This is a genomic window from Martelella mediterranea (assembly GCF_021021415.1).
Lineage (GTDB): Bacteria > Pseudomonadota > Alphaproteobacteria > Rhizobiales > Rhizobiaceae > Martelella > Martelella mediterranea_C.
The window spans coordinates 1-12,797 of record NZ_JAINWJ010000045.1; the positions used below are offsets into that span (position 1 = coordinate 1).

Consider the following 12,797-nt stretch of genomic DNA (forward strand, 5'->3'; position numbering starts at 1 on the left):
AACAATCCTCGTGCTTGACACGAGGATCCAGGCAACGCGGCAAGGGTTCGCAATAGTTTCTGAAATTCAATGGCTTAAGCCGCTTGGATGCTCGGATCAAGTCCGAGCATGACCCCTGTGAGGTGCGCCAACGAAGGTGCTGACCAGCGCATCCAGGGGTTTGTCCGCTAATTCGCGGTCGCGCTCAGAGCTTTCTCAGCGCGACCGTTTCCACCAGATGATCGCGGCCCTTGCGCAGGATCAGATCGGCGCGCGGGCGGGTTGGCAGGATGTTGTCGATGAGGTTCTTCATGTTGATGTTGTTCCAGAGATCCTCCGCCGTCGACAGCGCGTCCTCCTCGGTCAGCCGCGCATAGCGATGAAAGTAGGAGGCCGGGTCGCGGAAGGCGGTCTGGCGCAGCTTCATGAAGCGCTCGACATACCAGTGATGGATCAGGTCAGTGCTGGCGTCGATATAGATCGAGAAGTCGAAGAAATCCGACACCATCGGCACCATCCGGCCACCAGCCGGCAGGTCGCGGGCCTGCAGCACATTGATGCCCTCGAAGATCAGGATATCGGGGCGGTCGACGGTGACGAAGCCGTCGGGCAGGACGTCATAGCTCAGATGCGAATAGAGCGGCGCCTTCACATTCGGCATGCCGGCCTTGATCGCCGAAAGGAAGCGCAGGATCGCGGCGGTGTCGAAGCTTTCGGGAAAGCCCTTGCGGCGCATCAGCCCTTCCATCTCCAAGACGGCATTGGGATAGAGAAAGCCGTCGGTGGTGACGAGGTCGACCTTGGGGCTCGATGGCCATCGGGCGAGAAGCTGCTTCAACAGGCGCGCCGTGGTCGACTTGCCGACCGCGACCGGGCCGGCGATGCCGATGATGAAGGGCGTTTTCGCGTCCGCCTCGCCGAAATTGAGGAACCGGCCGCGCTGGCGGAACAGCATCTGCGAGGATTCGACATGGCTGGACAGCAATCGCGACAGCGACAGGTAGATGCGCCGCACCTCTTCCAGATCGATCGGGTCGTTCAGCGAGCGAAGCTTGTGCACCTCCTCGGCCGTCAGCGTCAGCGGCGTATCGGCGCGGAAATGCGACCATTCCTCGGCGGTAAAGAAGCGATAGGGCGACACCGTGCCGCCGGAACCATCACCGTCCGCGACGAGCGTTTCCTCGAAACCGGCGATCATGAGGGCGTGCGTCCCGCCTTCTCGGCGATGCCCGACTGGCCGGTGCGGCTTGCAAGTTCGGCCATGACGTCGGAGAGCGGAATGTCGGCGATCTTCAGAACCACGAGAAGATGGAACAGCACGTCGGCGCTTTCCTCAACAAGATTTTGCCTGTCTTGGGCAATCGCCGCGATCACCGCTTCGACGGCTTCCTCGCCGAGCTTCTTGGCGGCCTTGCGCTGGCCGCCGGCAACGAGTTTGGCGGTCCAGCTTTCCTCGGGCGAAGCCGCGGCGCGGGTTCTGACAATTGCCTCCAGATCGGCAAGTGTGAATTCTGACATGTCCTCTCCTTTGCCGTCAGTCGAGCCTGACGGCAATCCCGCTGTCAGCCATATACTGTTTCGCCTCGCCTATGGAATAGGTGCCGAAGTGAAAAATTGACGCAGCCAGAACAGCCGTGGCGTGGCCATCGCGTATGCCTTCCACCAGATGATCGAGCGTGCCGACGCCGCCCGACGCGATCACCGGCACGGAAACCGCATCGGCAAGCGTGCGGGTCAGGTCGATGTCGTAACCCGCCTTGGTGCCGTCGCGGTCCATTGACGTCAGCATGATCTCGCCGGCGCCGAGAGCGACGACCTTCTTCGCAAATTTCACCGCATCGATGCCGGTCGGCTGGCGGCCGCCATGGGTGAAGATTTCCCAGGCGCTGTCGCCTTCGCCCGCCGGCGTTTCGCGCCGCTTGGCATCGATCGACACCACGATGCACTGATTGCCGAACTTGTCGGCGGCCTCGGCCACGAAATCCGGGTTCTTCACCGCCGCCGAGTTGATCGACACCTTGTCCGCGCCGCAGAGCAGCAGCTTGCGGATATCGGCCACCGTGCGCACCCCGCCGCCGACGGTCAGCGGCATGAAGCAATGCTCGGCGGTGCGGGTCACAACGTCGAAAATGGTCTCGCGATTGTCGGAGGTGGCGGTGATATCGAGAAAGCAGAGCTCATCCGCGCCCGCCGCATCATAGGCTTCCGCCGCCTCCACCGGATCGCCGGCATCGATCAGATCGACAAAGTTTACCCCCTTGACGACCCGACCGTCCTTGACGTCGAGACAGGGTATGACGCGGGCTTTGAGGGTCATCGCCGGTACCTTTACAAGAGTAAGCGCCTGAGGCTTGCTGGCAGTTCAGAATTGAGAATGGTTTGTAGGACGTTGAAGCGGAAAGGGCAATAAATTGCGGTTCAGCGATTACATTGTTTATGTCGATGAAAGCGGCGATCACAATCTTGGGGCCATTTCACCGAATTACCCGGTTTTCGTGCTGGCTTTCTGCGTTTTTGAGAAGGCCTCCTATATCGAAGCCACCGTGCCGGCGTTTCAGCGGCTCAAGTTCAAATGGTTTGGCCATGATGCCGTGGTATTTCACGAGCGCGAGATGCGGCAGCAGAAACCGCCTTTCGCGTTCCTTCAGAATCGAGATCGCAGAGAGATCTTCATGACTGATCTGAACGAGGTTATTGATCAGGCCGAATTTACCGTCATTGCGGCCGCTATTGATAAAACGCGACTGAAAAGCAGATACGAGGACCCCGGCAACCCTTACGAAATCGCCCTGAAGTTCTGTCTGGAGCGCCTTTATCGCCTGATGATTGACCGTCACTCAGAGAATGACTTAACCCATTGTGTTTTCGAGAAGCGAGGAAAAAAGGAGGATGCAGAGCTGGAACTTGAATTTCGCAGAATATGCGACCGGTCGAATTATCACGGCGATGTCATGGATTGCTTTGATATTCGCTTTGTCGAGAAAACCGCAAATTCCTCTGGCCTTCAGATCTCCGATCTGATTGCCCGACCGATCGGGTTGCACGAACTGCGGCCAGAGCAGCAAAACAGGGCTTTTGATATTATCGAGCGTAAATTTCGCACAGGCGGAGAGGGAAGGTATCGCGGATATGGCCTCAAGAGCTTTCCCTGAAAAAGCGAAAGGCCCCGGAGCAACCTCCAGAGCCAGACGCCGACTGGGAACATCCCCCGGTCCACTTGACCTTAATATGAGGTCGCGGGGGCGAATTGTCAAGAACAGCGTTTGCATTCAACAATTTAGCGCCTAACTGATTCGTTTCATTGGCCTTTCAGCAGCGCCAGTGCCTCCGCCGGATCGATCCGGCCATCATAGAGCGCGCGGCCGGAGATTGCACCTTCCAGAATCTGGGCGTCCGGCTCTCTCATCCGGGCGATGTCGTCCATCGAGGCGAGGCCGCCGGAGGCGATGACGGGGATTTCGACGGCGGCTGCGAGCGCCAGCGTGGCCTCCCAGTTGATGCCGGTCAGAATGCCGTCGCGGTCGATATCGGTGTAGATGATCGCGGCGACGCCCGCGCCCTCGAAGCGTCTGGCAAGCTCCACCACCTCAAGCTCGGAGGCTTCCGCCCAGCCTTCGACCGCCACCTTGCCGCCGCGCGCGTCGATGCCGACGGCGATTTGGCCTGGAAACGCCTTGCAGGCGGCCTTCACCAGTTCCGGATCGCGCACCGCCACGGTGCCGAGAATGACGCGGGCAAGGCCCTTCGACAGCCAGTTCTCGATATGCGCCAGTGAGCGGATACCGCCGCCGAGCTGCACCGGGTTCTTCGTGGCCTTCAGGATCGCGTCGACGGCCGCGCCATTCACGCTCTCGCCGGCGAACGCGCCGTTGAGATCGACCACATGCAGCCACGAAAACCCCTGATCCTCGAAGGCCTTCGCCTGCGCGCCCGGATCGGGGTTATAGATCGTCGCCTGCGCCATGTCGCCAAGCTTCAGACGCACGCACTGGCCGTCTTTCAGGTCGATTGCGGGGAAAAGGATCATTTCATTCTCTCAAAATTCAGGGCGCCCACGTCAGAAAATTGGCGATCAGCTTGAGGCCGAGGGTCTGGCTCTTTTCCGGGTGGAACTGGCTGCCGGCCTTGTTGCCCTCAGTGACGAAGGCGGTGACGGGGCCGCCGTAATCGGTGGTGGCGATCACCTGTTCCGGCCTCTTTGCGGCAAGGTGGTAGGAGTGGACGAAATAGGCGTGGAGGCCGTCCTCGCCGGTTTCGATGCCGTCGAACAGCGGGTGCGGGGTCGTCAGCGTCAGCGTGTTCCAGCCGATCTGCGGGATCTTGAGCGCGGGGTCTGCGGGCGTGATCGGGGTGACATCGCCGGCGATCCAGCCGAAGCCTTCGGAGACGCTCTTCTCCAGCCCGCGCTCCGACATCAGCTGCATGCCGACGCAGATGCCGAGGAAGGGGCGGGCCTTCGCCTCCACCGCCTCGCGGATCGCCTCGACCATGCCGTTAACGGCTGCAAGGCCGGCGCGGCAATCGGCATAGGCGCCGACGCCCGGCAGCACGATGCGGTCGGCGCTTGCCACCACATCGGCCTTGTCTGTCAGCACGATTTCGGCATCCGCGCCGCTTTCGCGGGCGGCGCGTTCGAAGGCCTTGGTGGCCGAGCGCAGGTTTCCCGAACCATAGTCGATGATCGCGACTGTCTGGGTCATGGTGTCATTTCCGGTGTTATGGCGCGGCGCTCAGGCCAGCATGCCCTTGGTGGACGGCACGCGGCCTTCCTGACGGGGATCGATCTCGGCAGCTGCGCGCAAAGCCCGCGCCACCGCTTTGAAACAGGTCTCGGCGATATGATGGCTGTTGGCCCCGTAGTGGTTGAGCACATGCAGCGTGATACCGGCATTCTGGGCGAGCGCGTGGAAGAATTCGCGCATCAGCTCGGTATCGAATGTGCCGATCTTCTCGCTCGGGAAGGTGACGTTCCAGACCAGGAACGGCCGGCCGGAAAGGTCGAGCGCGGCCTTGGTCATGGTCTCGTCCATGGCGAGATCGATCGAGGCGTAGCGGGTAACGCCGGCGCGGTTGCCGAGCGCCTTCGCCAGCGCCTGGCCGATGGCGATGCCGACATCCTCCACGGTGTGGTGGTCGTCGACATGCAGATCGCCCTTGGCCTCGATCGTCATGTCGATCAGGGAATGGCGGGAAAGCTGGTCGAGCATATGGTCGAAGAAGCCGATACCGGTCGCAATCCGCGCTTCGCCGGTGCCGTCGACATTGACGGACACGGAAACGGCGGTTTCATTGGTTTTGCGCGAAATTTCTGCGCGGCGGGCTTCGGTCTGAGCGGCCATAATGCCTGATGCCTCCATCGAAACGGGATAATGGGCGTTTCTTATCAGGCAGGCTCGGGAAGCGCAAAAGAAAAGCGGGCGTGTTTCCCGCGCGCCCATTCTCGGCTAAGGGAGAAGTCGATCCGTGTTGAAAGCCCTTCCGATGCCCGCCGCCCAACGCCCCGCCTTGCTTTATTTCCTCGCCGCCTTCGCATCTGGCTGCGTGCTGGCGTTGATGACCCATCTGAACGCGGTCATGAGCTTTCACAGCAATGCGATGTTCGCCTCGTGGACGGCCCATGCCACCGGCACGGTGGTGTCGATCGCGCTGCTCGGGCTTCTCGGTCTCAGGAAGCGGGCAGGCGCGGCCGAGGCGAAGCCTGCCATACCGTGGTGGGCTTATCTCGGCGGCGTGTTCGGCGCGGCAACCGTGGTGTGCGCCGCACTTGCCGTCAACTCGCCGCTGGCGCTTTCCGGCGCGATTGCGATCGGGCTTGCCAGCCAGGTGCTGTTTTCGCTGGCCGCGGATTACTGGGGCTTTTTCGGCCTGCCGGCGCGCAGGCTCGACCGGCGTGACGTGATCGTGGTGGCGCTGATTCTGGCCGGCGGCCTGCTGGTCATCATGGCGGGGGCCACGGCATGATCGCGGCGATCATCTATGCCATCGTCACCGGGGTTCTGGTGATCCTCAGCCGGCAGGTCAACGGGCGGCTCAGCCTGTCGACCTCGCCGATGACGTCGTCCTTCTACAACCATCTGGTCGGCTTCGCCGTCATGAGCGCGGTTCTGCTTGCGCTCGGCGGGCTGTGGCCATCATCGCTTGCCGATATCCCGCCCTATGCCTGGCTCGGCGGACCGCTTGGCGTCATCTTCGTCGCCGCCGGCTCGTGGGTGATCCCGAAGATCGGCGCGGTCAATACGGCGGTGCTGATCATCGGCGGCCAGATGATCGCCGGCGCGGCCATGGATATGGCGGAGGGGGTGACGGCCTCGCCGGTGCTGCGGTTCTCCGGCCTCGCGCTTATTCTGGTCGGCATTCTTCTGGCGCAGGCCCGTCCGAGAGCCTGAGCGGATTGCAAATGTGGCATGGCTGCCTACATAGGGAGCCGGAAAGGCCCGTCCCGATGGGCCGCAATTGAGGTTTTTGATCATGAGCGAACACAATCCCTTCGGCACCATGCATGCGACGACGATCATCACCGTGCGTAAGGACGGCAAGGTGGTGATGGCCGGCGACGGCCAGGTCTCGCTCGGCCAGACGGTGATGAAGGGCAATGCCCGCAAGGTGCGCCGCATCGGCAAGAACGGCAATGTGATCGCCGGTTTCGCTGGTGCGACCGCCGATGCCTTTACGCTGCTGGAACGGCTGGAGCGCAAGCTGGAGCAATATCCCGACCAGTTGATGCGCGCCTGCGTCGAGCTTGCCAAGGACTGGCGCACCGACAAATATCTGCGCAATCTGGAAGCGATGATGCTGGTGGCCGACAAGGACATCACGCTTGCCGTCACCGGCAATGGCGATGTGCTGGAACCCGAGCAGGGCGTCATGGCGATCGGGTCGGGCGGCAATTACGCGCTTTCGGCGGCACTCGCGCTGATGGACGGCGACAAGCCCGCCGAAGACGTCGCCCGCCGGGCCATGGAGATCGCCTCGCAGATCTGCGTCTACACCAATGGCAACATCATCGTGGAAACGCTGGATGCCGCATAGTGACGGCGTCATAGGTTTCCGCCCGCTTGTCGAGGATGACCTCGATATGATGGCCCGCTGGCTTGCCGAACCGCATGTCGCCGCTTGGTGGCACCGTGCGGAAAAACAGGTCGAGCAGATGCGCTCCCATATCGATGATCCGACGGTGTCTCCCTTCGTGGTGCTGCTGGACGATGCGCCGTTCGGCTATATCCAGCTTTGCGATCTCGATCATGAGCGCGAAAAAGAGCCGGCGCTGGCGAGCCAGCCCATGGGCACGTTCGGCGTCGACCAGTTCATCGGCCCGGCGGAGATGATCGGTAAGGGCCTTGGTACACGGCTGGTTGCCGCCATGGCGGAGCGGGCTCTGGCAAATGGCGCAAGCCGCGTGCTCGTCGATCCGCATCCAGACAACGGCGCGGCGATCCGCGCTTACGAGAAGGCCGGCTTCGTCCGGCTTGGAACTTTCAGCATGACAAGCGGTCCGGCGCTGCTGATGGCCCGCGATCCTTGAGGAGCAGTGACAGATGACCAATTTTTCCCCCCGCGAGATCGTTTCCGAGCTCGACCGCCACATCATCGGCCAGCACGACGCCAAGCGCGCCGTCGCGATTGCGCTTCGCAACCGCTGGCGCCGCCAGCAGCTTCCCGACGACCTGCGCGACGAGGTGATGCCGAAGAACATCCTGATGATCGGCCCGACCGGCGTCGGCAAGACCGAGATCTCGCGTCGCCTCGCCAAACTCGCCGGCGCGCCCTTTATCAAGATCGAGGCCACCAAGTTCACCGAGGTCGGCTATGTCGGCCGCGATGTCGAGCAGATTATCCGCGACCTCGTCGAAATCGGCCTTGTTCTGGTGCGCGAGAAGAAGCGCCAGGAAGTGCAGGCCAAGGCCCATGCCAATGCCGAGGAGCGCGTGCTCGACGCGCTGGTCGGCAAGACCGCCTCGCCCGCGACCCGCGACAGTTTCCGTAAAAAACTGCGCGCCGGCGAACTCGATGACAAGGAAATCGACATCGAGATCAACGATACCGGCTCCGGCATGGGAGGCTTCGAAATCCCGGGCATGCCCGGCGCCAATATCGGCGTGCTGAACCTTTCCGAAATGTTCGGCAAGCAGCAGAAGACCAAGAAGGTCCGCACCACGGTCAAGGCCTCCCATGACGACCTAGTCCGCGACGAGTCCGACAAGCTGCTCGATGACGAAGTAATCCAGCGTGAGGCCGTGCGCCTGGTGCAGGAAGATGGCATCGTGTTTCTGGACGAGATCGACAAGATTGCCGCCGGTGACGGCCGCATGGGCGCGGGCGTCTCCCGCGAGGGCGTGCAGCGCGACCTGTTGCCGCTGGTGGAAGGCACGACGGTTGCCACCAAATACGGCCCGATCAAGACCGACCATATCCTGTTCATCGCGTCCGGCGCGTTCCATGTGTCGAAGCCCTCCGACCTCTTGCCGGAGCTTCAGGGCCGCCTGCCGATCCGCGTCGAGTTGCAGGCGCTGACCAAGGAGGATTTCCGTCGCATCCTGACGGAAACCGAGGCGAGCCTGATCCGCCAGTACAAGGCGCTAATGGGAACCGAGGAAGTCTCGCTCGACTTCACCGAGGACGCGATCGATTCGCTCGCAGATGTGGCGGTGCATCTCAACGCCACCGTCGAAAATATCGGCGCGCGGCGGCTGCAGACGGTGATGGAGCGGGTGCTGGACGAAATCTCCTTCACCGCCCCCGACCAGTCCGGTCAGGCGCTGACCATCGACAGCGACTACGTCCGCAAGCATGTCGGCGACATGGCCCAGGATACCGACCTGTCGCGGTATATTCTGTAGGCGCGCCGAGACCCGTAGCGGGGCCGTGCCAGCCCTCTCATGCGTGATGCTCGGGCTCGACCCGGGCATCCAGGCCGCACGGAGAGCGTTGTCTGGACCCTCGGGTCAAGCCCGAGGGAGACTTGAGCTACGATCGCGGTTCAAGGTGGACTCTGTCCGACCGGGTACAGAACCTTTCTATTCCGCCTTCCGTGCAATGAGGAAGGCCGCCTTGTTCTTGCCGGGGCACCATCGGTGGGCGATGGCAAAGCCGGCTGCTTCCATCTCCGCGACGAGTTCATCTTCGGTGAACATGCCGACATGGGGCGCCTTGCCGACCATCTGCATGAGCGGGATCGCCGCCCTGATATAGAAGGAGAAGTCGCCGAGACAGGCGGTCGACGAAATGAAGACGCCGCCGGGCTTCAGCATCGCGTGAACCTTGGCGATGACGCTCTTGCGGTCTTCCAGAAGGTGCAGGATCGAATGCGCCATGACGACATCGTAGAGGCCGGCGCTGCTTTCAAGCGCGTCGATATCGCCCTGCTGGAACCGGACATTGGCGATCCCCTGCTCCTCCGCCTTCTTGCGGGCAATCGCGATCATGGCGTCGGAAATGTCGAAGGCGTCGATCTCCGCCACGGCCGGGGCGTGGTAAAGCGCGGTCGTGCCGGTGCCGCAGCCGAATTCGAGCACCCGCATCTGTGGCCCCAGATAGTCACGCGTGACGTTGAGCTTGGTCCGGTAGGACGCCTCGTCGGCGATCGGATCCTTCGCATATTTTTCCGCTATCTTGTCCCAGAAACGTTTGGTTTTCGCCTTGGAAACCGGCATCGCACTATCCCCGCTGCTTTCGCTCTACCCTGCCTATTGATGTCGGGGCAGCTTCTATTGCGTTTCAGCCTATGCGGGAATTGCCTAAATTCCTAGAGCTGTTATACGCATATCGATGAAATGGAATGCCGTGACCTATGACTGGAACCAGGTGCGCGCCTTTCTCGCCACGGCCGAGGAAGGCTCGCTTTCGGCTGCGGCGCGGGCCCTGAAGCTGACCCAGCCCACGCTGAGCCGTCAGGTGGCGGGTCTGGAGGAAAGTCTCGGCGTCATCCTGTTCGAACGCGGCACCCGGTCGATGACTCTGACGGCGGCGGGCCTTCAGCTTCTTGCCGAGGCGCGTGCCATGACGGGCGCCGCCAACAGGATTTCGCTCGTCGCGTCCGGCCATTCACAGGCCGTCGAGGGGCTGGTGCGGATCGCCGCCACCGATGCGATGGCGACCTACCACCTGCCCGCGATCGTGGAGGCCGTGCGGCGCGAGGCGCCCGGCATCGCGCTCGAAATCAAGACATCGAACCATCTGAGCGACCTCATCCGCCGCGAGGCCGATATCGCCATACGCCACGCCCGGCCGACCGAGGCGGAACTGATCGCCCGACATGTCGGTGTTTCCTTCGCCGTCATGTATGCCTCGAGCGCCTATCTCGACCGGCTGGGGCGACCGGTCACCATCGAGAAGCTGCAGACCGCCGATTTCATCGGCTTCGAGTATCGCGAGCAGCTGCTGCCGCTCTATGCCGAGGCCGGGATCGACCTGACGGCCAACAACTTTCCGGTGATCACCGAGAGCGGAACGCTGGTGATGGAGCTGATGCGCGCGGGGCTCGGCATCGGTCTGATGATGCGGGAAGATGCCGGGCTCTTTCCCGAGCTGGAAGAGGTTTTTCCGACGTTCCGGCCGATCACGGTGCCGATCTGGCTGGTCACCCACCGCGAACTGCATTCGAGCCGGCGTATCCGGGTGGTCTTCGATATCATCGCCGACCGTCTTGGCGCGCTTTCGGCTGAGGCCGACCGGTAGCGCCGGGCGGATTTCTCCGCGGGAATTGATTTCACTTCGGCCGCTGCTTACGATGAGGCCACTCTCATTGTTGTGTCGCGCGTGGCGACGCCACCTTTCAAACATCCGAAAAGACATTCCGGAGGAACATCATGGAATATCGCCAGCTCGGCCGTTCGGGCCTGAAAATCTCGACCATCACCATGGGCACCATGACCTTTGGCGGGGTCGGCTGGGCGAAGACGGTGGGCGATCTCGGCGCCGACGACGCAAGACGCCTCGTCGATATCTGCCTCGATGCCGGCGTCAACCTGATGGATACGGCGGACGCCTATTCGCAAGGCGTGTGCGAGGAAATCATCGGCGAGATCATGGACAAGCCGCGCCGCGACAAGATGATGATCGCGACCAAGGCGCGCTTTGCCATGGGCGACGGGCCGAATGATGCCGGCCTTTCCCGCCACCACCTGATCGCCGCCTGCGAGGCCAGCCTGAAGCGCCTGAAGACCGATGTCATCGACCTCTACCAGGTCCATGAATGGGACGGGATGACGCCACTGGAGGAAACCATGGAGGCGCTCGACACGCTGGTGCGCCACGGCAAGGTTCGCTATGTCGGCTGCTCGAATTTCTCCGGATGGCATATCATGAAGGCGCTCGGGATTGCCGAACGCGAGCACCGCCAGCGCTTCGTCAGCCAGCAGATCCACTACACGCTCGAAAGCCGCGACGCCGAGAATGAGCTGGTGCCGATCAGCGTGGATCAGGGGCTCGGCATTCTGGTCTGGAGCCCGATCGCCGGCGGTCTTCTGTCCGGCAAGCATCGCCGCGACCGCAAGGCGCCGGAGGGCACCCGCCAGTTCGCCGGCTGGACCGAGCCGCCGATCCGCGACGAGGAGCGGCTGTGGACCATCATCGATACGCTGGTGGAGATCGCCGATGCCCGCGGCGTTTCGGCGGCCCAGGTGGCGCTGGCCTGGACGCTTGGCCGCAAGGGCGTGACCTCGGTGATCATCGGCGGACGCACGGAAGAACAGTTCCGCGACAACCTCGCCTCCGCCGACCTTACGCTTTCCGACGAGGAACGTAGCCGCCTCGACGCCGTCAGCCAGCCCTGGCTGCAATACCCCTACTGGCACCAGCGCAATTCGGCCAGCGAACGCCTCGGCGAAGCCGATCTGGCGCTGATTGGGCCTTATCTCGAAGGGAAGTGAGGCGGGACGCTCAGCGTTTTCAGAGCGTTCTTGATCGCGGCGTGATGTTGTTCGGCCGTCGTGAGAAGGAGGTCGACACGGTCGGATAAGACCGGACCGAAAAGCCGCGATCTCCGAAACGGAAAAAATTTCGCAACCAAAAAAGCCCCGGCAACACACCGGGGCTTTTCAATTTCCTCCTCCATCCTACGCCAATCAGGCGTGGGTGGGAGTCTGCTTGTGACGTTCGCTCTTGTGGGCGACCAGCATGAAATAGATGAACACGAACGGGATCGCCGACCAGTAGGCCGCCGATTTGTCGAGGCCCATGTTGCGGGCGCGGAACGCGGTGAAGCGGCCGAAGGCAAGGCCCGGCACCACGGCGTAGATCGAAAGGCCCAGGAAATAGGCGGTCGACAGCGCGATGCCCGAGCTTGTCACGGTTTCCATCGGGAAGGCGAATTCCAGAAGGAACGAGATCACGATATTGATGACGAAGATGAAGCAGGCGCGCAGGATATAATCGAGGCGGTTATATTCGCGGGCTTCGTTGGTCCAGTAGACGCCGAGCAGAACGCCCACGGCGCTCGTCACATAGGGAAAGAAAAATAGGCCGGTCATAGTCGTTTCCTCCTCGAAACGGTCATGCGCAATTTGTCACATGTGTCGTATTGTCGCATGAAAGTTTCCGGTACCGCAACTGCGAAAAGTGTTGTTTCGAGAATCAACGGCCGGGCAGCCCCGACGGTTCCCTGCAATCGCATCGCGGCCGGCGGCGTGAAATTTTCGCTTGGAAGGGTGGGGCGAGACGTGACAATCTGCCGCGCGGGGTGAGCCGCCGCCTTGCGACGTGGCAATTTTCACGCAATGCGGGCGAAAAAATCGGGGGTACAGGTGACGGGTCGGCACCCTTGTGCCAAAATGCCACAGCACGAAAGCGGTTTATTTTTGACGAAATTGGGTTACTAGCTG

At 62.1% G+C, this 12,797-nt stretch carries 16 protein-coding genes; 8 read left to right on the top strand and 8 right to left on the bottom strand.

Annotated features, from left to right (window positions below; translation table 11 throughout):
- Positions 1-184: 184 nt before the first annotated feature.
- From coaA to hisF, 3 genes are read right to left on the bottom strand one after another with little or no spacing between them, the layout of a single operon-like run.
- On the bottom strand, positions 185-1,177 hold the full coding sequence (gene coaA, locus K7H91_RS20235; RefSeq protein WP_230722016.1) for a type I pantothenate kinase: 993 nt from the start codon (positions 1,175-1,177) through the stop codon (positions 185-187).
- A complete protein-coding gene (locus K7H91_RS20240; protein WP_230722017.1) occupies positions 1,174-1,497 on the bottom strand; it encodes a phosphoribosyl-ATP diphosphatase in 324 nt (107 codons plus the stop codon). The genes coaA and K7H91_RS20240 overlap by 4 nt, the downstream gene beginning before the upstream one ends.
- 16 nt (positions 1,498-1,513) lie before the next feature.
- Positions 1,514-2,296: an imidazole glycerol phosphate synthase subunit HisF gene (gene hisF, locus K7H91_RS20245; protein ID WP_230722018.1), complete on the bottom strand. Its 783-nt coding sequence runs from the start codon at positions 2,294-2,296 to the stop codon at positions 1,514-1,516.
- 94 nt (positions 2,297-2,390) lie between these two features.
- Between hisF and K7H91_RS20250 the strand changes: the two genes are divergently transcribed.
- Complete coding sequence (locus tag K7H91_RS20250) at positions 2,391-3,131, top strand: DUF3800 domain-containing protein (protein WP_230722019.1); 741 nt, start codon at positions 2,391-2,393, stop codon at positions 3,129-3,131.
- Positions 3,132-3,277: 146 nt separating this feature from the next.
- Here K7H91_RS20250 and hisA read toward each other — a convergent pair whose 3' ends face one another.
- The 3 genes from hisA to hisB are packed head-to-tail and all read right to left on the bottom strand — an operon-like array spanning position 3,278 to position 5,318.
- Positions 3,278-4,006 (bottom strand): 1-(5-phosphoribosyl)-5-[(5-phosphoribosylamino)methylideneamino]imidazole-4-carboxamide isomerase, encoded by a 729-nt coding sequence (gene hisA, locus K7H91_RS20255; RefSeq protein WP_230722020.1) that lies wholly within the window; start codon positions 4,004-4,006, stop codon positions 3,278-3,280.
- Positions 4,007-4,022: 16 nt separating this feature from the next.
- On the bottom strand, positions 4,023-4,679 hold the full coding sequence (gene hisH, locus K7H91_RS20260) for an imidazole glycerol phosphate synthase subunit HisH (RefSeq protein WP_230722021.1): 657 nt from the start codon (positions 4,677-4,679) through the stop codon (positions 4,023-4,025).
- Between the two features lie 30 nt (positions 4,680-4,709).
- The gene (hisB, locus tag K7H91_RS20265) at positions 4,710-5,318 is read right to left on the bottom strand and encodes an imidazoleglycerol-phosphate dehydratase HisB (protein WP_230722022.1); all 609 of its coding nucleotides are present in this window, start codon (positions 5,316-5,318) and stop codon (positions 4,710-4,712) included.
- Between the two features lie 142 nt (positions 5,319-5,460).
- Between hisB and K7H91_RS20270 the strand changes: the two genes are divergently transcribed.
- The 5 genes from K7H91_RS20270 (at position 5,461) to hslU (ending at position 8,816) form a co-directional block, all read left to right on the top strand.
- Positions 5,461-5,940, top strand: coding sequence for a DMT family transporter (locus tag K7H91_RS20270; RefSeq protein ID WP_230722080.1), 480 nt, complete (start codon positions 5,461-5,463; stop codon positions 5,938-5,940).
- Positions 5,937-6,365, top strand: a complete 429-nt coding sequence (locus K7H91_RS20275) for a DMT family transporter (RefSeq protein ID WP_230722023.1) — start codon at positions 5,937-5,939, stop codon at positions 6,363-6,365. The genes K7H91_RS20270 and K7H91_RS20275 overlap by 4 nt, the downstream gene beginning before the upstream one ends.
- A gap of 82 nt (positions 6,366-6,447) precedes the next feature.
- Complete coding sequence (hslV, locus tag K7H91_RS20280) at positions 6,448-7,008, top strand: ATP-dependent protease subunit HslV (protein ID WP_230722024.1); 561 nt, start codon at positions 6,448-6,450, stop codon at positions 7,006-7,008.
- Positions 6,998-7,501, top strand: a complete 504-nt coding sequence (locus K7H91_RS20285; RefSeq protein WP_230722025.1) for a GNAT family N-acetyltransferase — start codon at positions 6,998-7,000, stop codon at positions 7,499-7,501. The genes hslV and K7H91_RS20285 overlap by 11 nt, the downstream gene beginning before the upstream one ends.
- Positions 7,502-7,514: 13 nt before the next feature.
- Complete coding sequence (hslU, locus tag K7H91_RS20290) at positions 7,515-8,816, top strand: ATP-dependent protease ATPase subunit HslU (RefSeq protein WP_230722026.1); 1,302 nt, start codon at positions 7,515-7,517, stop codon at positions 8,814-8,816.
- Between the two features lie 177 nt (positions 8,817-8,993).
- On the opposite strand, the gene K7H91_RS20295 is transcribed toward hslU, so the two are convergent.
- On the bottom strand, positions 8,994-9,629 hold the full coding sequence (locus tag K7H91_RS20295; protein ID WP_230722027.1) for a class I SAM-dependent methyltransferase: 636 nt from the start codon (positions 9,627-9,629) through the stop codon (positions 8,994-8,996).
- A gap of 115 nt (positions 9,630-9,744) precedes the next feature.
- Between K7H91_RS20295 and K7H91_RS20300 the strand changes: the two genes are divergently transcribed.
- Both K7H91_RS20300 and K7H91_RS20305 read left to right on the top strand, forming a co-directional pair.
- Positions 9,745-10,653 (top strand): LysR family transcriptional regulator, encoded by a 909-nt coding sequence (locus tag K7H91_RS20300; RefSeq protein ID WP_230722028.1) that lies wholly within the window; start codon positions 9,745-9,747, stop codon positions 10,651-10,653.
- Between the two features lie 131 nt (positions 10,654-10,784).
- The gene (locus K7H91_RS20305; RefSeq protein ID WP_230722029.1) at positions 10,785-11,846 is read left to right on the top strand and encodes an aldo/keto reductase; all 1,062 of its coding nucleotides are present in this window, start codon (positions 10,785-10,787) and stop codon (positions 11,844-11,846) included.
- A 195-nt stretch (positions 11,847-12,041) separates the two neighbouring features.
- Here the strand turns inward: K7H91_RS20305 and K7H91_RS20310 are convergent, their stop codons facing one another.
- Positions 12,042-12,446, bottom strand: coding sequence for a hypothetical protein (locus tag K7H91_RS20310; RefSeq protein ID WP_230722030.1), 405 nt, complete (start codon positions 12,444-12,446; stop codon positions 12,042-12,044).
- Between the last annotated feature and the right edge of the window lie 351 nt (positions 12,447-12,797).